The 24775-nt window shown below is 62.0% G+C and carries 20 protein-coding genes and 1 other RNA gene; 10 read left to right on the top strand and 11 right to left on the bottom strand.

The genetic code is table 11. The features are described from left to right. The 3 genes from leuC to ACZZ0Q_RS08320 form a co-directional block, all read right to left on the bottom strand. Nucleotides 1-1425 carry a 3-isopropylmalate dehydratase large subunit gene (gene leuC / locus ACZZ0Q_RS08330; RefSeq protein ID WP_122496470.1) on the bottom strand — a complete coding sequence of 475 codons (1425 nt, stop codon included), beginning with the start codon at nucleotides 1423-1425 and terminating at the stop codon, nucleotides 1-3. Between the two features lies 1 nt (nucleotide 1426). Continuing rightward, nucleotides 1427-2449: a phosphoglycerate dehydrogenase gene (locus ACZZ0Q_RS08325; RefSeq protein WP_463539383.1), complete on the bottom strand. Its 1023-nt coding sequence runs from the start codon at nucleotides 2447-2449 to the stop codon at nucleotides 1427-1429. A gap of 114 nt (nucleotides 2450-2563) precedes the next feature. Further along, nucleotides 2564-3847, bottom strand: a complete 1284-nt coding sequence (locus tag ACZZ0Q_RS08320; RefSeq protein WP_122450355.1) for a citrate:proton symporter — start codon at nucleotides 3845-3847, stop codon at nucleotides 2564-2566. Between the two features lie 235 nt (nucleotides 3848-4082). Between ACZZ0Q_RS08320 and ACZZ0Q_RS08315 the strand changes: the two genes are divergently transcribed. The 5 genes from ACZZ0Q_RS08315 to ACZZ0Q_RS08295 all read left to right on the top strand — a co-directional run bounded on the left by ACZZ0Q_RS08315 (nucleotide 4083) and on the right by ACZZ0Q_RS08295 (nucleotide 10528). Continuing rightward, a complete protein-coding gene (locus ACZZ0Q_RS08315; RefSeq protein ID WP_122494950.1) occupies nucleotides 4083-5285 on the top strand; it encodes a citrate synthase in 1203 nt (400 codons plus the stop codon). A gap of 278 nt (nucleotides 5286-5563) precedes the next feature. Continuing rightward, complete coding sequence (locus tag ACZZ0Q_RS08310; RefSeq protein ID WP_463539384.1) at nucleotides 5564-7342, top strand: DUF1302 domain-containing protein; 1779 nt, start codon at nucleotides 5564-5566, stop codon at nucleotides 7340-7342. 10 nt (nucleotides 7343-7352) lie between these two features. Continuing rightward, on the top strand, nucleotides 7353-8711 hold the full coding sequence (locus ACZZ0Q_RS08305) for a DUF1329 domain-containing protein (RefSeq protein ID WP_463539385.1): 1359 nt from the start codon (nucleotides 7353-7355) through the stop codon (nucleotides 8709-8711). Between the two features lie 123 nt (nucleotides 8712-8834). After that, nucleotides 8835-10220, top strand: coding sequence for an acyclic terpene utilization AtuA family protein (locus tag ACZZ0Q_RS08300; protein ID WP_463560457.1), 1386 nt, complete (start codon nucleotides 8835-8837; stop codon nucleotides 10218-10220). Further along, nucleotides 10220-10528, top strand: coding sequence for a DUF4387 domain-containing protein (locus ACZZ0Q_RS08295; protein ID WP_463539387.1), 309 nt, complete (start codon nucleotides 10220-10222; stop codon nucleotides 10526-10528). Before ACZZ0Q_RS08300 ends, ACZZ0Q_RS08295 begins: the two co-directional genes overlap by 1 nt. Nucleotides 10529-10675: 147 nt before the next feature. Here ACZZ0Q_RS08295 and ACZZ0Q_RS08290 read toward each other — a convergent pair whose 3' ends face one another. Further along, complete coding sequence (locus ACZZ0Q_RS08290; RefSeq protein ID WP_463539388.1) at nucleotides 10676-12115, bottom strand: HD domain-containing phosphohydrolase; 1440 nt, start codon at nucleotides 12113-12115, stop codon at nucleotides 10676-10678. An 89-nt stretch (nucleotides 12116-12204) separates the two neighbouring features. Here ACZZ0Q_RS08290 and ACZZ0Q_RS08285 point away from each other — a divergent pair, with 89 nt between their 5' ends. The 3 genes from ACZZ0Q_RS08285 to ACZZ0Q_RS08275 all read left to right on the top strand — a co-directional run bounded on the left by ACZZ0Q_RS08285 (nucleotide 12205) and on the right by ACZZ0Q_RS08275 (nucleotide 14808). Continuing rightward, nucleotides 12205-12975, top strand: a complete 771-nt coding sequence (locus tag ACZZ0Q_RS08285; RefSeq protein ID WP_122450345.1) for an alpha/beta hydrolase — start codon at nucleotides 12205-12207, stop codon at nucleotides 12973-12975. A 142-nt stretch (nucleotides 12976-13117) separates the two neighbouring features. Further along, nucleotides 13118-13606 carry a hypothetical protein gene (locus tag ACZZ0Q_RS08280; RefSeq protein ID WP_463539389.1) on the top strand — a complete coding sequence of 163 codons (489 nt, stop codon included), beginning with the start codon at nucleotides 13118-13120 and terminating at the stop codon, nucleotides 13604-13606. Next, nucleotides 13603-14808, top strand: coding sequence for a hypothetical protein (locus ACZZ0Q_RS08275; RefSeq protein ID WP_463560455.1), 1206 nt, complete (start codon nucleotides 13603-13605; stop codon nucleotides 14806-14808). The genes ACZZ0Q_RS08280 and ACZZ0Q_RS08275 overlap by 4 nt, the downstream gene beginning before the upstream one ends. A 207-nt stretch (nucleotides 14809-15015) precedes the next feature. On the opposite strand, the gene aauR is transcribed toward ACZZ0Q_RS08275, so the two are convergent. Beyond that, nucleotides 15016-16341: a two-component response regulator AauR gene (gene aauR, locus ACZZ0Q_RS08270; protein WP_463560453.1), complete on the bottom strand. Its 1326-nt coding sequence runs from the start codon at nucleotides 16339-16341 to the stop codon at nucleotides 15016-15018. Then, nucleotides 16338-18230, bottom strand: a complete 1893-nt coding sequence (aauS, locus tag ACZZ0Q_RS08265; protein ID WP_463560451.1) for a two-component sensor histidine kinase AauS — start codon at nucleotides 18228-18230, stop codon at nucleotides 16338-16340. The genes aauR and aauS overlap by 4 nt, the downstream gene beginning before the upstream one ends. 76 nt (nucleotides 18231-18306) lie before the next feature. Between aauS and ACZZ0Q_RS08260 the strand changes: the two genes are divergently transcribed. Beyond that, a non-coding RNA gene (locus ACZZ0Q_RS08260) (sX9 sRNA) lies at nucleotides 18307-18386 on the top strand. Nucleotides 18387-18606: 220 nt separating this feature from the next. Here the strand turns inward: ACZZ0Q_RS08260 and ACZZ0Q_RS08255 are convergent. From ACZZ0Q_RS08255 to ACZZ0Q_RS08240, 4 genes are all read right to left on the bottom strand, one after another. Then, a complete protein-coding gene (locus ACZZ0Q_RS08255) occupies nucleotides 18607-19341 on the bottom strand; it encodes an amino acid ABC transporter ATP-binding protein (RefSeq protein WP_122494931.1) in 735 nt (244 codons plus the stop codon). Next, nucleotides 19338-20009, bottom strand: a complete 672-nt coding sequence (locus ACZZ0Q_RS08250) for an amino acid ABC transporter permease (protein ID WP_463539392.1) — start codon at nucleotides 20007-20009, stop codon at nucleotides 19338-19340. The genes ACZZ0Q_RS08255 and ACZZ0Q_RS08250 overlap by 4 nt, the downstream gene beginning before the upstream one ends. Then, the gene (locus ACZZ0Q_RS08245) at nucleotides 20009-20755 is read right to left on the bottom strand and encodes an amino acid ABC transporter permease (RefSeq protein ID WP_463539393.1); all 747 of its coding nucleotides are present in this window, start codon (nucleotides 20753-20755) and stop codon (nucleotides 20009-20011) included. Before ACZZ0Q_RS08245 ends, ACZZ0Q_RS08250 begins: the two co-directional genes overlap by 1 nt. Nucleotides 20756-20868: 113 nt before the next feature. Continuing rightward, nucleotides 20869-21783: a glutamate/aspartate ABC transporter substrate-binding protein gene (locus tag ACZZ0Q_RS08240; RefSeq protein ID WP_463539394.1), complete on the bottom strand. Its 915-nt coding sequence runs from the start codon at nucleotides 21781-21783 to the stop codon at nucleotides 20869-20871. A 400-nt stretch (nucleotides 21784-22183) separates the two neighbouring features. Between ACZZ0Q_RS08240 and ACZZ0Q_RS08235 the strand changes: the two genes are divergently transcribed. After that, complete coding sequence (locus ACZZ0Q_RS08235; protein ID WP_463539395.1) at nucleotides 22184-23356, top strand: hydroxymethylglutaryl-CoA reductase; 1173 nt, start codon at nucleotides 22184-22186, stop codon at nucleotides 23354-23356. Nucleotides 23357-23455: 99 nt separating this feature from the next. Here ACZZ0Q_RS08235 and dctA read toward each other — a convergent pair whose 3' ends face one another. Beyond that, nucleotides 23456-24760 carry a C4-dicarboxylate transporter DctA gene (gene dctA, locus ACZZ0Q_RS08230; protein ID WP_463539396.1) on the bottom strand — a complete coding sequence of 435 codons (1305 nt, stop codon included), beginning with the start codon at nucleotides 24758-24760 and terminating at the stop codon, nucleotides 23456-23458. Nucleotides 24761-24775 lie beyond the last annotated feature (15 nt).

Below are 24775 nucleotides of genomic sequence, written 5' to 3'. Positions count from 1 at the left end.
TCAGGCCTCGGCAATAAGCGAACGAACGTCGATGAGGTGCCCGCAAATGGCAGCCGCAGCCACCATCGCCGGGCTCATCAAATGGGTACGCGCGCCGGCCCCCTGACGGCCCTCGAAATTACGGTTGGTACTCGACGCGCAGCGGTCGCCAGGGGCGAGTACGTCATCGTTCATGGCCAGGCACATGGAGCAGCCGGACTGGCGCCACTCGAAGCCGGCGTCGCGAAACACCTGGGCCAACCCTTCGGCTTCGGCCTGGTCGCGCACCAGCGTCGAACCCGGCACGATCATCGCCCGCACATGGCTGGCGACACGGCGACCGCGCACCACGCGCGCCGCGTCGCGCAGGTCTTCGATGCGGGCGTTGGTGCACGAGCCGATAAAGGCGTGGCTGATGGCAATTTGCGCCAATGGCTGCCCGGCTTCCAGGCCCATGTAGCGCAGGGCACGCTGTAAATCCTGGCGGCGGATAAGGTCCGGTTCATGGGCCGGGTCCGGTACGTGCTCGCCAATGGTGGCGGCCTGATCGGGGCTGGTGCCCCACGTCACCATGGGCTGCAAGGCACTGGCGTCAAGCAGCACCTCTGCGTCGTACTGCGCACCGGCATCACTGAACAGCTCACGCCACGTGAGCAGGGCGCGCTCCCACAGCTCGCCGCGCGGCGCCCGTGGTTTGTCTTGCAGGTAGGCAAACACCTTGTCATCCGGCGCCATAAAGGCGCCGCGGGCGCCGGCTTCGACGGCCATGTTGCAGATGGTCATGCGTGCCTCGACGCTGAGCGCGGCAATGGTCGGCCCGCAGAATTCGATGGCGAAACCGGTGGCGCCGGCAGCGCCGATACGCTGGATCAGCGCCATGATGATGTCTTTCGAGGTAACGCCGGCGCCCAGCTTGCCTTGCACCGTCACGCGCATGCTGCGCAGCTTTTTGTAGACCAGCGTCTGGGTGGCGAGCAGGTGTTCGATTTCCGAGGTGCCAATGCCGAAACCAAAGGCGCCCAGCGCGCCGTACGTGGTGGTGTGGCTATCGCCTGCGGCCACCACCATGCCCGGCAGAATAAAGCCCTGCTCCGGCGCCACTACGTGCTCAATCCCCTGACGCTTGTCGAGCACGTCGAACAATTCCAGGCCGAAGTCGCGGCAGTTTTCTTCGAAGTACGACACCTGCCGCGCGCCGCCGGCATCCGGCATGGTGGCGATGCGTTCAGGCGCTGTCGGGTTCACGTGATCGACCACACCGAGCGTCGCCGTGGGCCGCCACACGGCTCGCCCCGCCTCGCGCAAGCCGCTGAAGGCTTGCGGGCTGGTGTACTCGTTGGCCACCTGGCGGTCGATATACAGCAGTACGTGGCCGTGGTCGTCGAGGCGGCACACGGTGTGGCTGTCGATGTGTTTTTCGTAGAGGGTGCGCGGGCGTGTGGTCATGTCATTGCCCTCGCGCATCGCTGCAACGACCATCGGCGATCACGCAGGCCGGCGGCGGCGTGTCGCCATCAAGCACCGCCACCACGCATTGCGCCGCCACCCGGTTGGTGCGCTGCAAGCCTTCGTGGGTAGAGGCGCCGCTGTGGGGCGTGGCCACCACATTGGGCAACGCCAGCAGCGCTTCGGTGATGGGTCGATAAGTCGGGTCGTTTTCGCTGAGAAATACATCCAGCCCGGCGCCGGCAATGGCCCCGTCGAGCAAAGCCTCCAGCAACGCGCGGTCATCCACCAGGCCACCTCGTGCGGTGTTGATCAGAAACGCCGTGGGTTTCATGCGGTTGAGCGCCTGGGCGTCGATCAGCAGACGGGTCTCTTCCACCAGCGGCGCGTGCAGCGTTACGTAGTCGCTCTCGGCCAGCAATGTGTCGAGGTCGACAAAGGTCACGCCGGTTTCGTTTGCGTAACGCCAGTCCAGCGTTGGCGAATACGCCAGCACGCGGGCATCGAAACCGGCCAGGCGTTTCGCCACGCCACGGCCAATACGCCCAAGGCCGATGATGCCGACGGTTTTGCCGTACAGATCGCTGCCCAGCACGATGGTCCACTCGCCATTGACCATGCGCGCCTTCGACTCGCCCAGACGCCGGCCCAGCGCCAGCATCATCGCCAGTGCATGGTCCGCGACGCTGGCGTCATTGCCGCCAACGGCGATGGTCGCCACCTTGCCGCTGGCGCGCACGGCATCGACATCGACGCGTTCGTAGCCCACGCCGCGCCGGGAGATCACCTGCAAGCGTGGCAACTGCGCCAACAACCCGGCGGTGATATGGGCGTGACCGACAATCCAGCCATCGGCCTCAGCGAGCAGCGCAACCAGTTGCGCCTGGCTCAGGTCACCGTCGCCCTGCCCTTCGCAGAGCTCGGCAATCTGCACCGTACAGCCCTGGCTGCGCAGCCAGGCCAAACTTTGCGGGTCGAAAAAGCGCTGGGTGATGACGACGTTACGAGAGAGGTGTTCGGGCATGGTTATCGCCTCATTACAGGACATTCGCCGCCTCGACAGCGGCCTTTCGCGGAGCAAGCCGCCCCCGACTCCCCGCCCGGACCGGACGGGGAATGGCTAAGCAAGGGAGAAGAACTAGAGAATTGCGCCGGTAACCAGCGCCGAGAGAATCAGCACCGCCGAACAGCCCAGCGCCCACAGCAGGCAGTAACGCTGCAGCTCGCCCATGTCGCGCTTGAGCAGGCCGACCAGCAGATACGGCGCGGCTATCAACGGACTCAATGCGTGCACCGGCTGGCCGAGTACCGAAGCGCGGGCGATCAGCAGCGGGTCAACGCCATGCTGCTGCGCCGCGCCATTGAGGATCGGCAAGATGCCGTAGAAAAAGGCGTCGTTAGACATAAAGAACGTAAACGGAATCGCCGCCAGCGAGGTGATCACGCTCATGTACGGCCCGGCGTTTGCCGGAACCACATCGAGGAACGCCTTGGACATGGCATCGACCATGCCCGAGCCGGCGAGAATGCCGGTGAAGGCGCCGGCCGCGAAGATCAGCGCCACCACGTTGAGCACGTTGTCGGCATGGGCGGCGATGCGTTCTTTCTGGTCGGCCAGACGCGGGTAGTTGATCACCAGCGCCAGGGCCAGGGCGATCATCATCAGCACCGGCAGCGGCCCGAGGCCCATGCCCATACTGACCACCAAGCCTACGGTCAGCGCCAGGTTCACCCAGAACAGACGCGGGCGATGGCTGTCCTTGACCTTGCGCTCCAGGGCGGGCGCCGTGTCGTCGGTTTGCCCCGGCTGCCAGCCAAGACGCCGCCGTTCGCGCTTGCCCAGCCACCAGGCGGCAGCAAAGGCGTACACCAGGGCGATAAGCATGGCCGGAATCAGGCCGACGAACACGTCCATGGCATCCACGTGCAGCGCGCTGGCCGCACGGGCAGTCGGGCCGCCCCACGGCACAATGTTGATCACGGTGTTGGTCAGCAGCAGCATCACCGCCAGAATCAGCGGGTTCATGCCCAGGCGCAGGTACACCGGCAGAAACGCCGTCACCACCACCAGCACGGTGGTCGCGCCATCGCCGTCCAGGGAAATGACAGTCGATAACGCCGCCGTGCCGAGGGTGATGCGCAGCGGGTCGTTGCCGACCCAGCGGATGATGCGCTTCACCGCCGGCTCGAACAGCCCGGCGTCAAACATCACCGCGAAGTACAGCAAGGCGAACATCAACATCATGGCGGTGGGCGTCACCTTGAGCACGCCGTCCAGCACCATGGTGCCCATCTGCGAACCGAGCCCCAGCGCCAGGGCAAATGCCACCGGCACCAGAATCAGGGCGACAATCGCCGACAAGCGCCGCGTCATGATCAGCGCCATGAACACAGAAACCATCGCAAAACCAACCCAAGCCATTCTCTTATCCTTGTTATGTAGAGCCTTCAGGAAGGGAACGTGCACCCTGTGCAGGCAGCGCCAGATGCAACGTTGGGCAAAACCTACACATTGATTTTTTACGAGTAAATCTGTATTTGTTTTGTACACCCCTCGTGCAGGTGGGTCACTCGCAAAGCTGCGGCAATTCCCCGCAAGCCGAGAACGCCGACCTAGACGCCTCACCCCCTTCACCGCACCGTCAAACAAGGCCGCCATGACTCAACCCGACGAGCTTTATCTTTCCGCCGAAGAGGCCGCCGCCCTGCTCGGCGTGAACCTGCCCACGCTGTACGCCTACGTTGGCCGCAAGAATATTCGCTCGCTCAAGGTTGAAGGCTCGCGCAAGCGCCGCTACTGGGCGGCGGACATACAGCGCCTGGTCAAAGGCCCGAAAAATGGCGAGCCGGGGGCCAAGCGCAGTGTCGATTCCTACAGCTCGCTGACCCTGCTCACCGAAGACGGCCTTTACTACCGCGGCCGCGACATCCACGAGTTGGTGGAAACCGCCACGGTCGAGCAAGTGGCGGAAATGTTCTGGCAGGTGCCCGGCGCGTTCGGCACCACGCTGCCGCACATGCCGGCCGGCATTGACCAGTTGCTGGCGTTGTATGCCCATACCACGGTGATCGAAAAAGCCATTGCCCTGTTTCCGCTGGTGGAGCGCGCCAACCCGAAAGCCTTTGATCTTTCGCCCGAAGGCTACGCGCGCACCGGCGCCGACGTGGTTCGCTGGTTCGCCGCCCTGGTGGTGGGCAGCAACGTGCCGGACACGCGCCCGCTGCATGAATTCATCGCCGCCTCGTGCGGTGGCGACCCACGCTTGGCCGACCTGATCCGGCGCATGTTGATCTTGTGCATTGACCATGAACTGGACCACTCCACCTACAGCGTGCGCGCCGCTGCCAACACTGGTGTCACGCCCTACTACGCCGCCATCACCGGCCTTGCCACGGCGCGCGGGAGACGGGTCGCCTATGGGCGCAATGAGGCGGTAAGCCATTTGCTCGACGATATCTGCAATGCCAAGGACCCGGCCGAGCCGATTCTTCATTACTACAGCCAGGGCGGCGATATACCGGGCTTTTGCGCCAATGCCCACACCGCCCACTTGGTGCATACCACCGCTGACCCACGCGCCATCAGCCTGAAGAAAACCCTCGACTCGATGTTCGCCGACGACGCCGAATACCGCAGCCTGCTCAAGGCCATGGCCGTAGCCGAAGAACTGGTGCAGCGGCCGGTGGAATTCATCCTGCTGGTGAGTTTTGTCGGTCGCAAACTTAACCTCGGCGGCCAGGAACTGGCACTTGCCGCCGTCGCCCGGCTGATCGGCTGGTTTGCCCACGCCAGCGAGCAATACAACCAACAACCGCTGGTGCGCCACCGCGCCCGCTATACCGGCGCATTGCCGGGGTAAGTCCCTTCACTCGCCTCGCCTGAAAAGCCCCTCTCCCCCAGCCCCTCTCCCACTCGTGGGAGAGGGGTGACGTTTGCTTGCGAGCGCCCACCGGCCGACGCATGCACAAAATCCGTACAGATTTACAACGTATTGGCGTACGTATAGCGTCTTCATGGAGATCAGTTTGTATATGTAGATTATTTTCGTACATATATGACGATCACCAAGCCTAAGGATGTCTCGGAACACGGCTCTGCCGCGCTCCGCATCGAAAACAAAAACAAAGGTGAAGAGACGTGAAAGCAACCATCAAGCGGCCTGGCTTGCCTGGCGCAGCCGTTCTGGCAATGGCAACGGCGAGTTATATGGCCGGCGCCCACGCGGTCAATTTCAATATCGGTGAAGTGGAAGGCCAGCTCGATTCTGCCCTTTCCGTCGGCGCCAGCTGGGCGGTACGCGCGCCAGACCCGGATTTCATTGCCCAGGGCAACGGCGGCCAGGGCGACTCGCGCACCTCCGACGATGCCCGCCTGAACTTCAAGAAGGGTGAAACCTTCTCGAAGATCTTCAAGGGCATTCACGACCTCGAACTCAAGTACGGCGACTCCGGCGTGTTTCTGCGCGGCAAGTACTGGTACGACTTCGAGCTCAAAGACGAAAGCCGCGGCCTGTATGACATTCGCGACGACAACCGCAAACGCGGTGCGCAATCTTCCGGCGTGGAATTGCTCGATGCGTTCGTTTACCACAACTACGAACTCGGCGATCTGCCCGGCTCCGCGCGCGTCGGCAAGCAGGTGGTCAGCTGGGGTGGCAGCACCTTTATCAGCGGCGGCATCAACAGCATCAACCCGCTGGATGCCAACGCCCTGCGCCGCCCCGGTTCCGAGCTGAAGGAAGGCTTGCTGCCGGTGAACATGATTTACCTGCAGCAAACCCTGGCTGAAGCAGTCAGCGTCGAGGCGTTTTATCAGTTGGAGTGGGACCAGACCGTCGCCGACAACTGCGGCACCTTTTTCGCCAGTTCCGACATCGTTGCCGACGGCTGCGATGACCGTTACGTGGTGCGCGGCATGGACATCGAGCCCGGTCAGTCGGACAACAGCGGCCTTAACGGCAACACCATTTACCTGCCACGCGGCGGTGATCGCGACGCCCGCGACAGCGGCCAGTTCGGTGTGGCCCTGCGCTGGTTTGTGCCGGAGCTTAACGACACCGAAATCAGCGCCTACTACCTGAACTACCACAGCCGCACGCCGGTCGGCAGCTCGGAAATCAGCACGGCGCCGAACCCGTTCGCTGCGCCCGGCTTCGGTGCCGCCAATGCCAAGTACTTCCTGGAATACCCGGAAGACATCCGCCTGTACGGCCTGAGCTTCAACACCACCTTTGGCACGGCCTCGGTGGAAGGCGAGCTGAGCTACCGGCCGAACATGCCGCTGGCCATCGACGACCTCACCTACGCCACTCTGCGCCTGGCCCCGGTGGTGCCCAGCGTGATTCCCAACTCCGGCGTGCCGGGCGACGAAATTCACGGCTACACCCGCGTGCCCATGACTCAGGGCCAGACCAGCATCACCCAGACCTTCGACCAGATTCTGGGCGCCAGCCGTCTGAGCCTGGTCGGCGAAGTGGGCTTCACCCACCTCAATGGCATCAACGAGGGTGACTACGGCGAGTACCGCTTCGGCCGCGCCAGCCATTTCGGCCCCGGCGAATACTTCGACGAAGACGGCAACGACCTGTGCCGAACCCTGCTCAGCGGTCGCCCCGAGTACTGCAACAACAAAGGCTTTTTTACCCGCAATGCCTGGGGTTATCGCCTGCGTGCCGGCCTCACCTATCCCGGCGTGATCGGCGGACTGGATCTGAGCCCGAGCGTGGCCTGGTCGCATGACGTGGACGGCAACAGCCCGACCTTCACCGAAGGTAGCAAGGCTGTGAGCCTCGGGCTCAGCGCCAAGTACCTGAACAACTACGAAGCCAGCATCAGTTACACCGACTACTTCGGCGGCGATTACACCACCAATGGTGATCGGGATTTCGTCAGCGCCAGCTTTGGCGTGACGTTCTGAGGACTTACCCATGACAAAAAACTATCTATCGCGCTACGCGCTCTCGCTCTGCCTGCCCCTGCTGATCAACCCGGCGTTTGCCGCCGTCGACGCCGCGCAAGCCGGCCAGCTCGGCAGCACGCTCACTCCGGTAGGCGCCGAGCGCGCCGGCAATGCCGCCGGCACCATTCCGGAATGGACGGGCGGCCTGCCGAAAAATGCCGGCACCAGCACCGACGGTTTTCGCTCCGATCCGTTCGCCAGCGAGAAGCCGCTGTTCACCATTACCGCGCAGAACCTCGACCAGTACCGCGCGCAACTAACGCCCGGCCAGCAAGCGTTGTTCGCCCGCTACCCGAGCACTTACAAGCTGCCGGTTTACCCGACCCATCGCAGCGTGGCGTGGCCGCAAAAAGCCTATGACGCCGCGGGCAAAAACGCGGTAACCACCACCGTGGTGGAAGGCGGCAATGGTCTGGAGAACTACACCAGCCCGCTGGCGTTCCCGATTCCAAAGAACGGGCTGGAAGTGCTGTGGAACCACATCACGCGCTATCGCGGCGGCAGCTTTACCCGCGAAACCACGGCGTTCATGACCACGCCCAACGGCCAATACACTTGGAAAACCGAGCGTGACCGCCTGGCCTACAGCGAGGAACTGCTGGACTACGACCCGAGCAAATCGAAAAACATCCTCTACTACTTCACCTCCGAAAACATCGCCCCGGCGCGGGACGTAGGCGGCGTACTGCTGGTTCACGAAACCCTCAACCAGGTAAAGGAACCGCGCATGGCCTGGCAGTACAACTCCGGCCAGCGCCGAGTGCGGCGCGCCCCGCAGGTGGCGTACGACAGCCCCGGCCCGGGCAATCTGCGCACCACCGACCAGACCGACATGTTCAACGGCTCGCCCGATCGTTACGACTGGAAGCTGGTGGGCAAGCGCGAGCTGTACGTGCCCTACAACAGCTTCCGCCTGGCCGACCCCAACAACAGCTACGACGAGCTGATCACCCCCGGTCATCTCAACCAGGACAAAACCCGCTACGAGCTGCACCGGGTGTGGGAAATCATCGGCACGCTGAAAGAAGGCCAGCGTCACGTGTATTCCAAACGCCATCTGTTTATTGACGAAGACAGCTGGACCATCGTCGAGGCCGACCACTACGACGCACGCGGCAACCTGTGGCGCGTATCGGAGAACCACATCCTGCCGTTCTACGACGTGCAGACGCAGATCTCCGCCGGTGAGCTGACCTACGACCTGATCTCCGGGCGTTACCTGGGCAACTACATGTTCAACAAAGTGAAAAACGCCTACCAGTTCGGCCTCAAGGCCAAGACCTCCGACTTCACCCCCGCCGCTCTCAGGGCCATGGGCATCCGCTGAGTTGGCAATGCGCTCCGTATCTCTGGCGCCTTCATCGACCTGACGCCAGAGACTTTGCCGCCCCGCCCCGGGCGGCTTTTTTTCAACGCGCGCACCGACGCGCAGAAACCTTAGGAAGCAGTGATGGAAAACCCAGTCAAGATTCTGATCCCGTGCGGCTCGATCGGCTCCGGTATCCGCGAAGAAGAAGTGCGCCTGGGCATCGCCCTCGGCGCCCAGGCCATCGCCAGCGATGCAGGCTCCACCGACAGCGGCGCGGCCTACATGATTCAGGGTGTCGGCAAATACCCGCGCGCCACGATCAAGCAGGAACTGGAAATACTGATGAAGGCTCAGGCCGAGGCGAACATCCCGCTGATCATCGGTTCGTGTGGCCAGTCAGGAACCGACGCGGCCCTGGACTGGATGCGTGAAATCGTTGTGGAAATTGCCCGCGAAAAAGGCCTGACCCCGAAGATCGCCGTGCTCTATTGCGAGCAAGACAAAGCCACCCTGAAAGCCAAACACGCCGCCGGCAAAATCACCGAACTGCCGCCGCTGGGGCCGATTACCGATGAGTTGATCGACTCGTGCGAACGCATCGTCGCCTCCATGGGCGTGGAACCCTACATCGCCGCGCTGCGCGAAGGCGCCGACATTGTGCTCGGCGGGCGTACCACCGACACCGCCGTGATCGCCTGCTACGCCATGCTCAAAGGGGCACCGGCCGGCCCGGCCTGGCACGCGGCAAAAATTGCCGAATGCGGCGCGCAGTGCACCGTCGACCCCACCAATGGCAACGGCATTTTGATCACCATCGACGCCGACGGCTTCGAGGTGGAACCGCTGCAAGCGAACAACACCTGCGCGCCGGAAACCGTGTGCGCCCACATGCTCTATGAAAACTCCAACCCCTTCCTGCTCACCGAACCGGGCGGCGTGCTCGACGTGACCGACGCCAAATACGTGCAGAAGAATGAGCGTGTGGTGCGTGTCACCGGCTCGCGCTGGATCGAAAAGCCCTACACCATGAAGCTCGAAGGTGCAGCGGCCGGCCGCTTCCAGACCCTGATGCTGATCGGCATCGAAGACCCGGAAATTCTGGGCCGCCTCGACGAATTCCACGACCGCATGCACGCCGCGCTGACCGGCCGTGTGCACGCCGTAATGGGTGACGAAGCAGGCGATTTCAACATCTCTTTGCGCGTGTATGGCTGGAACGCGGTGTCCGGCATGAAGCGCCCGGCCGGTACGCCAGCGCCGCTGGAAGTGGGCATTCTGTTCGTTGCCACGGCAGCCACCCAGGCCCTGGCCACACGCATCGCCAAAACCTGCAACCCGTGGTTCTTCCACTGGCCGCTGGAGCGTAACCGTGAGCTGCCAAGCCACGGCTTCCCCTTCTCCCCCGCCGAACTCGAACGCGGCGCTGTGTACGAATTCAAACTCAACCACGTGGTTCATACCGACGACGGGCATGAGTTGGTACGCAGCAAATGGATCGACCTCGCCCACTCAGCGGAGACCAACTAATGGCCACCCTCAACGACGTAAGCCGCCACATACGCTCGAAAAATGCCGGGCCTTTCTGGGTCACCGTCGACATCTTCTTCGACAGCAGAGAAAGCTTCAGCAAATACGCCACCAGCGAAAAACTGGCGCCCCAAGCGTTCGCCGAACTCTACGGCGCCAACCCCGAGCAGGTGCAGCACCACCTGGTGCCAGACCTGAACATCCTCAAAATCTCCTACCCGCGCACCTGGCCGCAGGGCGGAGAACTGGAGCGCGACATGCACGCGGGGAACCAGTGCAAGCGCTTGCTGGGCATCGAGCTGGATTGAGGTGCAAGCGAAGCACCTGCGGGCGGTGCAGGTGCTTCATCCAGAGGTTTAAGCCGTTGGAACCGTACCGCCATCGATGGTGAATTCCGTGCCGGTTTTGATCCCTGCGCCGCGCTCAAGGCTTTTATCGCCATGGCGCCGCCCTGATCAGGCGATCAGACCCAGCGTCAGCCCTTTCAAGGTCGCCGCTGCCCGGGTGGAGCAGCCCAATTTACGGAAGATGCTTTCCATGTGCGTGCGCACGGTGCTCGGGCTGATGTCCAGCAAGCGCGCCACTTCCTTGTTGCTGCCGCCTTTGCTGATGGCCAAGAGAATGTCGCATTCGCGCGGGCTGAGCAGCGCGCTTTTTGCCTGTGCAAATTTGCGTTCGCCACGGGCGGCGGCGATGACCGCGTCGCAGATTTCGCCGTCGAACAATCCCCGTCGGGCTTCGTCCTTGAGCAGTGCGGCGGCGTCGCTTTCACTGTGGGCGGCGCGCCACGGCCGGGCGCCGCGCAATGCCACCCACGCCACGGCGGCGGCAAACAAACGGTTCTCCGGGCACAGCGATTCGGCCGGCGCGCCACGAAAATAACCGCTGCCGTCGAGGCGCTCATAGGCATGCGCGGCAATGTTGCCAGGCACGCGCAGTTCGTCGATTTCGCGCGTGGCTTTCTGCGTCCAGTACGGCACCAGATGAACACGCTCCGTCGCGCCATAAGGCAGCGGCCCCGCCGTGTTCCACACATGGTTGGCCACCGCTGCCCGCCCCAGCCCGTGAATCAGCGCGGCCCTGCCCAGGTCCGTGAGGCTTGGCTGGGACAAACCCCACAGACGCCCCGCTTCCACGGCTACATGGGCCACTTGCCGTGAATGGCCGGCGAGAAACGGCAACTTGAGATCGATCATGTCGCCCACCAGCGTCATGCACACCGGGCGCTGAGCCCCGGCATGGCGGGTAGCGCCCGGCGGGGTGTGCAGTTGGCTCAACCACTGGGCACCTTTTTCCACCACCACGTTCGCCAGCGCGGCCGGATAACGTTTGTCGGCTTGCTGACCGATCCAGCGCAGCGCATGGTCCACGCCATGCGCCCGACTGAGAATCTCGAGGTCGCCGGCCAGCACCACCTGATACGCCGCCTGCGGAGTCTGCTCACGGCTCAAACCCAGCGGCCGACCGCTGCCGTCGTAGGTTTCGAAAACCCGGCGCAAGGCGGTTTCCACCTCGCTGCCAAGTTCGAGGGTTTTGCCGATTTCGCCGGCCACTTCGCAATGCACCACGGCGAGCGGCGCGGCCTGGTGCACAGCCTGCATGTCGTCGGCGCTGAGCGTGTTGTCGAGCATGGCGCGGCGACCGGCCACGTCATCGCCCAGCAAATGGGTGAAATCTTCGGCGTTGGCGGTGCAGCCCGACCAGCGCAGCAGCGCCACCTGTTCCACGGCGGCCAGTTGCGCCCCCGCCTCACCTGCGGCCTGCGCCAACTGCCGCGCCAGGCGACCTACGCGCTGCGAATGGCCCAGGGGCTGGCCCATGCTGAGGTCGCCGACCTGCGAAATGGCATCGAGCGCTGCGCCCAACGAAATGCCGAACTGCCCTGCGCTTTCCATGAAAAAAACTCCCTGGGTCGGATAAATGACCGATACCTGACAACCGGGTCGGTCAGCAAACTGGAGCTACCCAAACAGGAGATCACCCCATGAAAACGTTCAAGCTGAAATCCGCCATCGCCGCCTTCGCTATCGCCGGCGCCTTCGCCACCGCAAGCCACGCCGAGAATACCGCGCCTTCGGTGGTCATCGTACACGGCGCATTTGCCGACGGTTCGGACTGGGCAAAAGTGGTTCCGTTGCTGCAAGCCAAAGGCGTTGCCGTGACCGTGGTACAGAACCCGCTCACCTCATTGACCGACGACGTGGCCGCCACCCAGCGCGTGTTGCGCAACCAGCCCGGAAAAGTGGTGCTGGTGGGCCACTCTTGGGGCGGCACCGTTATCAGTGAGGCCGGCAATCAGAGCAACGTCAGTGCACTGGTTTACGTCGCCGCGTTTGCGCCGGATGCCGGCCAGGCCACCGGCGAACAAGGCAAAGGCGCGCCAACGCCACCGGGCATCAGCCAGATCAAGCCAGACGCCAGCGGCTACCTGTACCTGACCCCCGAAGGCATGGCCAAAGACTTCGCCCAGGACCTGCCGGCCGCGCAAACCGCCATCATGACCGCCACCCAGGGGCCGATCAAAGCCTCGGCCTTTGACGAGCGCACCACCGTTGCCGCGTGGAAAACCAAACCGTCCTGGTACGTGCTGGCTACCAGCGACCGGATGATTCACCCCGACGTTCAGCGCTCTTCAGCCAAGCGCATCGGCGCCCAGCTGAGCGAACTGAACACCAGCCACGTGCCGCAGCAATCGCAGCCTGCCGAGGTGGCCGAGGTGATTCTCAAGGCGGTGAAAAGCGTAGAGAACCAGTAAGCGCTGGCCGCGATTGCCGGGTGCAAGCCTGACAATTGCGGATGCGTTTTCAGCTTCGGGGCAACAGAAGGCGCCAGGATTAATTACACTGAGCGCCTTCTTCTGCCACTTCGGTGGCCGCCCCAGACAGGAACTCGCGCCCATGGCCTCAGCCGACAAACAACAGAAACGTGCCCAGCGGGCCAAAGCCAAGGCCAAACAGAATCGCTCAGGCAAGGGCAAACCCTCGGTGGTGCACCCGCTGCTGGCTAATCCGGCGATCAACGAGCCGTTCGATGATGTGGAAATCGACCTGAGCACGTTCGACTTCAAAGACATCGAAGAAAACGGTTTCGACCCGGCGCTGTTCGATGATCTGTTCCAGACCATGAAGGCGGCAGAAGGCATCAGCTTGTTGGCGATGTGTCTGGTGTTCTTGCAGTACCCGGTGCTGGAACTGGTGGTGGCTGAGGAAGCTGAAGAGCCAGCCACGGATTTCATGATGGGGTTGTTGATCGTTTATCGCGGGCTGTTCCACAACGAAGAGGAAGACGCGGCGGTGCAATGGGTGGGCGGTGAAACCTTCCAGGCCGCGTTCACAGAAGCCTCGCAGATTCTGCAGAAACGCGACGCGCGCAGCGCTCGCCCTTGAAGTCCCTTGCCCTGCTGCGCCTGGCGCTGCTCACGGTCATTGCCCTCAGCGCCCCGGCTCTGCACGCGGCCACGCCGGTAGCCCCCGAAAACCACCGCATCACCTTGCGCACCTTGGACCCCAACGCCGTGCCTGTCGGTCAATGGCGGATAAAGGTGTGGGTGAGTTACGCGCCCTTGGAACGAGGCGCGCCGAATACCACTGAAACCACCACCTCGAGCGATAACTGCAAAAGCTCAGGCGCCTTCAACTCGGGGTGGACATTGCGACGCTGCACCAGTACGTACGACCGAAGTGTGTCCAGAACACTGCCGGCCGCGCAAATGCGGGCAGCCGATGCGCGCACGTTGAACCTGGATTTCCCCCCAGTGGTTGAGGACAAAGGCGGCGTCTTTGGTATCGAGGACGTGGTGGTGGAATACACCACCTGTGCCAAAGGCTGCCCGATGGAGCGTTTGGACGTGCGACTGTCGTGCTGGGATGAAGAAGTCGAAGCCGGCGAAGTGCTTGCCGAAGGCATGGTGTTCAGCTATTCACGCGGCGCCAAGGCCAACCCGGCCACGGCGCAATGCGGGCTGCACGTGGGCGACGAAACCACCTGGGCCAACCAGGCCACTGTGATGCAACGGGTGCGCGGCCATTTCGGTGACGACCAGCAGATGTTTAGCAGTGAGATGCTCAACGTATTTACCGCCATTCCCACCCGCGACCACGGCTGGCAATGGAACCCCGCACGCGGCGACCACACCACCCTGTGCCGACTGCCCGATAACCAGCAGTACCTCAGCCGCGACCTGCTCGCCACCCTGCCCGTCTCGTTGGGCTGGCCTTACCGGCACGAAGTGGAAATACGGGTGACCAGCAAGCCAAACGGCGAGGTGTGCACCATTTGGCTGAGCGGCACGGACGATGAAACCTACCTGCGCTATTTCTACACCTTTGATAACGGCCAACTGGTGATGGTCTCCACCGACGACGAGCCGGACGACGTCAAGCGCGAATGGCGCTGGGCCAACGGCGAGCCGTGGGAATACACGCGCCGCCAGATGCCCGACTCGGTGGCCGGGCATGACGCGATTTTGTATTGGCACAAGGTGGCGGCTGAGCAGTGGCCGAAGCAGATGGATTATTCGCCGGACTTTAAGGAGTTTGCGGGGTTGAAGGCGTTTGCGGGGGAGTTGGTGGAGCGGTTTGGGAAGTGAGGCTTTTTTGTGGGCGGGCGTGGTTGTGCCGAGTACGTGGTTTTCCTGCACTATTCTGGATCCCCGCGTTCGCGAGGATGACGGAGGTTTTTCGCGCGATTGGTGTAAGAAAACATGAGTCTGCAACCACCCCCCCGTCATCCTCGCGAACGCGGGGATCCAGAATTTCAAGCCTTACGCGCCTCTAAACCCAACCCCCACAAACCCTCACTGCCCCAACCCATACTTCCTAACCTTATCGAACAACGTCGTCTTAGCCATCCCCAACTCCAAACTCGCCTGACTCAAATTCCCCCCGCTGCGCTGCAACGCATCGCTCAACAAATTGCGCTCAAACGCCTCCACCGCTTCAGAAAACGCCAACGGCTGCGCGCTCCCCGCTCCGGTTTTTTTGAACGCGGGCAAACCCAGGGCAAAGCGCTCGGCCACGTTGCGCAGTTCGCGTACGTTGCCGGGCCAGTCGTGGCTCATGAGGTGGGACAGCGTCTGGTTATCCAGCTCCGGCGCGGCGCGGTCGAAGCGCAGGGACGACTGCTGCAAAAAATGCTCGAACAATTGCAGGATGTCTTCACGACGCTCGCGCAGTGGCGGCAGTTCCAGCGTCACGACGTTGAGGCGGTAGTACAAGTCGCTACGAAATTCGCCAACTTTGCTCGATTCGTCGAGGTCCGCTTTGGTCGCGGCAATCACCCGGCAGTCCACCGCCACGCTCTGGTTTGAGCCCAGTCGTTCAAGGGTGCGTTCCTGCAACACGCGCAGCAGTTTTATCTGCAACGCCAGCGGCATGCTTTCCACTTCGTCAAGGAACAAGGTGCCGCCGTCGGCGTGTTCGATTTTGCCGATGCGGCGTTTGCCGGCGCCGGTGAAGGCGTTCGCTTCGTGGCCGAATATCTCGCTTTCGAACAGATTTTCCGGGAGCCCGCCGCAGTTCAGCGCAACAAACTGTTTGCTGTGGCGGCGGCTGAAATCGTGCAGGCAGCGGGCAACCAGTTCTTTGCCAGTGCCGGTCTCGCCTTCGATCAGCACGTTGGCCGAGGTGTCGGCGACGTTGGCGATCAGTTCGCGCAGTTGCTGCATGGCCGGCGAGCGGCCGATGATCCGTCCTTCCAATGAATTGCGTTCGGCCAGTTGCCGACGCAACGACGACACCTCGCGCGCCAGGCTGCGTTGCTCCAGCGCCCGGCGCACCACGTCCACCAGGCGCTCTGGCGAAAACGGTTTCTCCATAAAGTCGTAGGCGCCCTTCTGCATCGCGTCCACGGCCATGGAGATGTCGCCGTGGCCGGTGATCAGCACCACGGGCAGGCTGCGGTCGCGGGCTTTGAGCTGGGTGAGCAGTTGCAGGCCATCGATGCCTGGCAGGCGAATGTCGCTGATGACGATGCCGGCGAAGTTCTCGCCCACCTGCTCCAGCGCTTCCTCGGCGCTGCCAACGCCGGTGCAGGGAATGTCTTCCAGGGCCAGCGCCTGCTGGCAGCCGAGCAGTACGTGGGGGTCGTCTTCAACAATCAGCACGCTGAGTTCAGGGTTCATAAAGGCTCGCCAAGGTGGGGGCTCGCTAACGCTAAGCTGAGAACGAAGGTGGTGCCACCCTCGGCCGGGTGTTCAACGCCCAGATGCCCGCCTGTGGCGGCGGCCAAGCTGGCCGACAGCGTGAGGCCCAGGCCCAGGCCCTGCTCGCCCGGTTTGGTGGTGAAGAAGGGTTCGAATAAATGCTTACGCGCTTCGTCATCGATGCCATGGCCGTTGTCGCGCACGCGCAGCAGGTATTTGCCGTCCTGCGCCTGACCTTCCAGCCACAGCTCGGGCTGCGGTTGCGCCTGCATGGCGTCGAGGGCGTTGCCGATCAGGTTGACCAGAATCTGTTCCAGGCGCGTTTGGTTGATGAGCAGCTGCACATCGGCGAAGTCGCGGTGCACGGTCGGGCGCATGTCGTCCAGCCGGCCACCGAGCAATTGCAGCGCGGCGTCCACGGCTTTGCCGAGCGAGGCCTGCCCCTTGTCGTCGCCGCGTCGGGCGAAGGAGCGCAGGCTGGCGGTGATGCGGCCCATGCGGTCGATCAGTTCGTTGATGGTGGTGAGGTTGGTGCTGGCCACGTCCAACTGCCCGCGCTGCAGAAAGCGCACGGTGTTGCCGGACAAGGTGCGCAACGCCGCCAGCGGCTGGTTCAACTCATGGGCGATGCTGGTGGACATTTGCCCGATGGCGGCGAGCTTGCCGGCCTGCACCAGCTCGTCCTGATAACGGCGCAGCGTCTCTTCGGCCTGGCGCCGTTCGCGAATCTGGCCCTTGAGCCGTTCGTTGCTGGCGCGCAGGTCGGCGGTGCGTTCGGTAATCCGACGCTCCAGTTGGTTGTTGGCTTCCTGCAAGGCTTCGCGGGCGGCGAGCCGGGTGGCGATGACCTTGCGCCGCTCGTTCCAGGCGATCAGCAGAAACGCCACGAAGGCAAACCCCACCGCCAGCAAAATGCCCTGGTTGATGGCTTGGCGACGCAGGTCCTGCAAGGGCGTGAGCAAGGTGAAGTTCCACGGCGTGTCACTGAGCGGCCGGGTTTGCGCCAGGTAGCTGATATTGCCGTCGTCTCCCGCCACTTCGGTGTTGGCGGGAAAGGTGAGTTTCTCTTCGCCTTCGGCCAGCGTTTCGCGGTCCAGCGGTTGCAGCTCGTTAAGCGGAAACCAGTAGTACTGCAGGCTGCGGGCGAGTTTTTCCTTGGTCTCGTCACTCAGCGGCACCACCGACTTCAACCGCCGCGCCGGATCGCTGGACAAGATGATGATGCCGTTTTCATCGCTGACAAAGGCTTCCAACCGTGCGCGCTGCCAGCGCTCTTCCAGCGGTTCCAGGCGTACTTTCACCACCGCTACGCCAATGACTTTGCCGTGCTCTTCCAAGCCATGGGCCAGGTAATAACCCGGTTCGCCGTTGGTGCTGCCGATGCCGTAGAAACGCCCCGGCTGGCTGCGAATGGCGCTTTGGAAATAGGCACGAAACGACAGGTCTTCGCCCAGGTAGCTATCGACATCGCGCCAGTTGCTGGTGGCCATCACGCGGCCGGTGGTGTCCATCACATAAATGGCGCGGCTGCGGCTGCGGCGGTTCAGGCCTTCGAGGTAATCGTTGACGGTTTGCCGATGCTCTGGCGTGGGGTCGGCCAGCAGCTCGGAGACGCTGGACTCAAGCTCCAACAGGCTGGGCAAATAGGTGTACTTGCTGATCTCGCTTTCAACCGCGCGGGCATGCAGTTCCAGCTGCCGCTGGCCGTTTTCGCTGAGGCTGCGAATGCCCACGTGCTCGCTGGCCCAGAAGCCGACAAAGCCCAGGCCGATCATCAGGGCGATGACCAGTGGCGGCAGAAAGAGGTGGCGGATCAGACGGGGTTTCACGGCGAGTGGCGACAGGGTGCGGGGGGAGTCGCATTTCATCACATAACCTTTTGGTGCACCTAGCTACGGCTACTGCGCGAACGTCAGCCGCACCCGGGCAGTGCTCGGAATCCTCACGTACTTGCGTACGCTGCGGTTCCTGCGCGCTGGCCGGGTACGGCTGACGTCCGCTCGCTACGCCTCTTACTGTGGGAAAAGCAGAGCGGTGCCGGGGCTCTTGCCTCGCTCGACTGGTCATTCTGGATTCCCGCATACGCGGGAATGACGGAAGTTTTCATGGGTATCCTCGTCATTCCCGCGAAGGCGGGAATCCAGAGTGGCACGTCAAGCAATGCAAGGGGTGTCTGCGCTGCTCTGCTTGCATCAAGGCGTAGCAAGCGGATATCAGCGATTATCGGCCAGCCCGCAGATAGCCTCAGTGCTGCAAAATTTTGTTCAAAAAGTGCTGCGTCCGTTCCGCACGCTGGTTGATGTCGCCGAAGAATTCTTCTTTTTTGCAGTCTTCGATGATTTTGCCGGCGTCCATGAAGATCACGCGGTCGGCCACTTTGCGGGCGAAGCCCATTTCGTGGGTTACGCACATCATGGTCATGCCTTCCTGGGCCAGTTGCACCATGACGTCGAGCACTTCGTTGACCATTTCCGGGTCGAGGGCCGACGTCGGTTCGTCGAACAGCATGACGATGGGGTCCATGGCCAACGCTCGGGCAATCGCCACGCGCTGTTGCTGGCCTCCGGAAAGCTGGCCCGGATGTTTGTGGGCATGCGCCGACAGGCCGACTCGTTCAAGCAATTGCAGGCCCTTGGCGGTGGCTTCTTCCTTGCTGCGGCCGAGCACTTTGATCTGCGCGATGGTCAGGTTTTCGGTGATGGTCAGGTGCGGGAAGAGTTCGAAATGCTGGAACACCATGCCCACACGGGAGCGCAGTTTCGGCAGGTTTGTTTTCGGGTCGGCGATGGAGGTGCCGTCGACCACGATGTCGCCCTTTTGAAACGGCTCCAGCGCGTTGACGCATTTGATCAAGGTGGACTTTCCCGAGCCCGACGGCCCGCACACCACGATCACTTCGCCTTTCTGGACTTCGGTGCTGCAATCAGTCAGCACCTGGAAGTCGCCATACCACTTGTTGACGTTCTTGATGGAGATCATACGGCGAACCTCTTTTGCAGACGCTTGACCAGCAGCGAGGCGGCAAAGCTGATGGTGAAATAGGTAACCCCGGCGAAGATCAGGAACTCGTTGGAGCGCCCGATAATGTCGCCACTGGCACGCGAGGCGTTAAGGAAGTCGACCAGGCCGACGGCGTACACCAGCGAGGTGTCCTGGAACAGGATGATGCTTTGCTGCAACAGCAGCGGGGTCATCTTGCGAAAGGCCTGAGGCAGAATAATCAGGCGCATCACTTGGCCGTAGGTCATGCCGAGTGCTTGCGCCGCGCCCATCTGGCCCTTGGGAATCGACTGCACGCCGGCGCGGACGATTTCGCAGAAGTACGCCGCTTCAAACATCATGAAGGCCACGATGCAGGAGGCGAACGCACCGATGGGCGTGTCTTCGCCCGTGATCCAGCGCAGCACAAACGGTACCGCCAAGTAGAACCAGGTGATGACCAGCAGCAGCGGAATCGAGCGGAAGTAGTTGACGTAGGCACCAGCCAAGTTGGCCAAGAGCTTGTTGTGCGACAGGCGCATTAGCGCCAACACGGTGCCAAGAATAATGCCGCCGACCACGCCCAGCGCCATCAGTTGCAGGGTCAGAATCATGCCGTTCCACAAGCCCGGCAAGGCCGGAACGATGCCCGAGAAGTCGAGTTCCATCACTTACCCCCTACGGAAATCAAACCCGGTACCGCGACTTTTTTCTCCACCATGCGCATCAGCAACATAAGGCTCATGTTCAAGGTGAAGTAAATCAGCGTGGCGAGGGTGAACGCCTCAAACAGGTTGGCAGAAAACTCGGCGGTCTGTTTGGTCTGCGCGAGCAGTTCCATCAGGCCGATCAAGGACGCGACTGAGGAGTTTTTGAACACGTTCAAGAACTCGGAAGTAAGCGGCGGAATGATGATGCGGTAAGCCTGCGGCAGCAGCACATTCCAGTAGATTTGCGCCAGGCTGAAGCCCATGGCTCGCGCGGCGGATTCCTGGCCACGGGGCAGCGCCTGAATGCCGGTGCGCACTTGTTCGCACACCCGCGCGGCGGTGAACAGGCCCAGGCAAACGACCACGCTCAGGTAAGCCGAGGTGGTGGGATTCAAGTCTTGCTTGTACCAGTCCTGCAGGTTTTGCGGCAGCAGATCGGGCACCAGGAAGTACCAGATAAACAGCTGCACCAGCAGCGGCACGTTGCGAAACAGCTCGACGTAACAGGTGGCGATGCCGGCCACCAGCCGGTTCGGCACGGTGCGCATAATGCCCAGCACCGAGCCCAACAGCAGCGCAACAATCCAGGCCACGACGGCAATGGCGATGGTCCAGCCCAAGCCGGAAATGAACCAGTCGAGATAGGTCTCGCTGCCCACGCCGGTGGACCTGAAGAACACATTCCAGTCCCATTTGTAATTCATTCGGGTCTCCCCTCAGATCGTTCGATAGACACAGGCTCGCCGCGGTCCGCGCAAACGGCACGCAGCACTCTCCCGAGCGCTTGGCGCACTCGGGAGGTACGGTCAGAGAGGGATCAGGACTTTTTGTCGTCAGCCGCTTTGTCGGTCGGGTTGGCGATCAGGGCCTTGAGTTCTTCGCTCATTGGGAAGTTCAGGTTCAGGCCTTTTGGCGGGATGGGCTTCATAAACCATTTTTCGAAAATGGCGTTGATTTCGCCCGACTTGTACACGCCGACGATGGCGTCATCGACGGCCTTTTTGAAGGGTTCATCGCCCTTGCGCACCATGCAGCCGTAAATTTCGTACGACTGCGGCGTGCCGGTGACGGCCCAATCATCGGCGCGCTTGGCCTTGGCGGCTTCTCCGGCCAGCAAGGCGTCATCCATCATGAACGCCACGGCGCGACCCGACTCCAGCATCTGGAACGATTCGCCGTGATCTTTGGCCGAGATCACGTTCATGCCCATCTGCTTGTCGGCGTTCATGGACTTGAGAATGCGCTCGGACGTGGTGCCGGCGGTGGTCACGACGTTCTTGCCTTTAAGGTCGGCGAAGTCTTTGTACACCGAGTCTTTCTTCGACAGCAGACGGGTGCCGATTTCGAAAATGCCCACCGAGAAGTCAACCTGCTGCTGGCGTTCCACGTTGTTGGTGGTGGAGCCGCATTCCACATCCACGGTGCCGTTCTGCACCAACGGAATACGGGTTTGCGAGGTGACCAGGTTGTACTTGACCTTGAGGTCGGGCATGTCGAGGTCTTTCTTCAGCGCTTCGACAATTTTCAGTTGCAGGTCGTGGGAGTAGCCCATCGGCTTGCCGGTGGCGTCGGCGATGTAGGAGAACGGAATCGAGGCGTCGCGGTGGCCGAGGGTGATCACGCCCGACTCTTTGATTTTTTTCAGGGTGCCGGTCAGTTCAGCGGCAACAGCGTGGGGAGCAAGCAGAGCGGCGGCCATAGCTGCGCCCAGGAGATGGGGGACGATGCGCATCAAATTTCCTCAATGTTGTTTTTTTTATGGAGCCAGTTCGCTGGCCCTTTTGTGCGTTGCCGGCTCGCCACCTTCAGCGGTTGGCGCAACGAGCAGTCATTGGGGATAGAGCATGTCTTGTGCCAAGGCCGACAAACTCACTTAACATGTTGTTTTATATATTTATTTACTTAACAAACTGGAATTATCCTACGTAAAACGTCCGACTTTCCGAATACTTCATCGGACCGCGTTCGGAAAACCGAGCGTTGGACGCTGTGCAGATTGACGCGCTGGATCACCTGATTGGCGCAGTCGGGCAAGCCGGTGCGCTGGCCGTTGGGCACACTGCGGGGCACGGATTTTCACCTAGGCTGATTCGACCGACCGTGCACTGAGCACGACTATGCAGGAGAGCATGATGTCCAGAGGCGTTCCGATTCCCCGTCACCCCGACAACGATTACTCCACCGAACAGGCCACCGTGCGCCGCGAGTTCATCAAGGCGCAAACCGGTGCGGCGCTGGACACCGTCGGCCAGTACGCCATCGACCCGGAAGTCACGCGCGGCAACATCGAAAACTTTATCGGCGTGGTGCAAATGCCCCTCGGCCTGGCCGGCCCGCTGCGTATCGAAGGCGAACATGCGCGAGGCGATTTCTACATTCCCATGGCCACCACCGAAGGCACGCTGCTGGCCAGCTACAGCCGTGGCATGCGCGCCATCAGCGCCTCGGGAGGGGTAAAAACCACCGTGGTTAAACACTCCATGCAGCGCGCGCCGGTGTTTATGTTCAACGATGCCCTGCAAGCCCGCGAGTTCGGCGCCTGGCTGGTGAGCGAGTTTGAAACCATCAAGGCCGTCACCGAAACCACCACCCGCAGCGGCAAGCTGTTCGAGATCGAGCAGTACCCGGTGGCGAACATGCTCTACACCCGTTTCTGCTACACCACCGGCGATGCCGCCGGGCAGAACATGACCAGCAAAGCGACCTACGCTGCCTGCGAATGGATCAAGGCTAACCACCCGTTAAAGCCGCGCTACATTCTTTCCGGCGCCATCGACACCGACAAAAAACACTCGGCCATGAACATGATCCAGACCCGTGGCAAACGGGTGATCGCCGAGTTCACCCTCAAGCGCGAGGTGGCCCACGAGCTGCTGCGCGTGGACCCCGCCAACCTGTATCGCTACCGGCAAATTGCCGCCGTGGGCGCCATTCAAGCCGGCGCGGCGTACAGCGGTGCGCATTCGGCCAATGGCTTGGCGGCACTGTTTATCGCCACCGGGCAAGACGCCGCCAACGTGGCCGAATCCCATGGCGGCATTACCTACGGCCAACTGTTGGATAACGGTGATTACTACTGGTCGGTCACCCTGCCCGCCGTCATTTGCGCCACCCATGGCGGCGGCACCAGCCTGCCAACCCAGCGCGAATGCCTGCAAATGCTCGACTGCTACGGCGCAGGTAAAGCCGACAAGCTGGCGGAAATCATCGCCGCCGTGGTGCTGGCCGGCGATGTGTCACTGACCTCGGCGATTCTGGCCGGGGATTGGGTAAGCAGCCATGAGGCGCTGGGGCGTAACCGCTAAGGCACCAAGCACCGCGCTTTTGTAGGAGCGAGCTCGCTCGCGAACCCCTGGAAACGAATGTACAACCGGGGTTTCCAGGATTCGCCAGCAAGCTGGCTCCTACGGGGCGGTGAGTTCCTTGGCTCGCGCGCTTTCCTGCTTGTGCGCCGCCACTTCACGCTGGGCCGTGGCCAGGTCGAATGAGTTGTCCCATTTGGCGATGGCGATGGTGCCAATGCCGTTGCCGATCAAGTTGGTCACCGCCCGCGCTTCGTTGAGGAAGCGGTCGATGCCCAGCAGCAGCACAAGCCCCACCAGCGGAATGGAATGAATGGTGGTCAGCGTCGCGGCCAAGGTCACAAAGCCTGCGCCGGCTACCCCGGCCGAACCTTTGGAGGTCAGCAGCAACACGCCCAGCAGCACCATCTGGTCCCACATGGTCAGCGGCGTATTGGTGGCCTGGGCGACGAAGATCGCCGCCATGGTCAGATAAATGCAGGTGCCGTCGGCGTTGAAGGTGTAGCCGGTCGGCAGCACCATGCCCACCACCGATTTCTTGCAGCCGAGTTTTTCCAGTTTGACCATCATGCGCGGCAGCACCGCTTCGGTTGAACAGGTGCCGAGGGTGACCAGAATTTCATCTTTGAAGTAGCGCAAAAATTGCAGCAACGGCAGCCCCGACCACCTGGCCACGGTGCCCAGCACCAGCACCACAAACACCAGCGTGGTCAGGTACAGCGCGACCAGCAATTGGCCCAGCGACAGCAAAGTGCCAATGCCATATTTGCCAATCGTGAACGCCATGCCGGCACCGGCGCCGAGCGGCGCCAGGCGCATGACCATGGCGACAATTTTGAACAGCCCTTGCAGGAACAAGTCGATGGTGTTGATCAGCGGCTTGCTCACCTCGCCCATCTGCACCAGCGCCACGCCCATCAGCACCGATATCAAAATCACCTGCAGCATCGAGCCTTTGGCGAAGGCGTCGATAAAGGTGTGCGGAATAATGTTGAGAAAGAAATCCACCGCGCCGCCCTGCTCGTTCGCGACCTGGGTGTATTTGCCGATGGCGCTGCCATCAAGCGATTCGGTGTTGATGTTCATGCCCACGCCGGGCTTGAGCACGTTGACCACCACCAGGCCAATGACCAGGGCGATGGTGGAAAGAATTTCAAAATAGATAAGCGCCTTGACGCCGATGCGCCCCACTTCCTTGATGCTGCCCATTTTGGCGATGCCGACCACCACGGTGCCGAAAATAATCGGCGCCAGAAGCATTTTGATCAGCTTGATAAAGCCGTCTGCCAAGGGTTGCAGGCGGGCTGCGAATTGCGGTTCGACGTAACCCAGTACCGCGCCGATGGCGATACCGATCAGGACCTGAACATACAGCTGGCCGTACCAGCGAGTTCTGGACGTTTGCATCATGCACCTCGTTTT

It is taken from the genome of Pseudomonas sp. AC070, from assembly GCF_979258635.1.
Note: the sequence above shows the minus strand (reverse complement) of the source record. Positions and strands in the feature narration are given on the sequence as shown.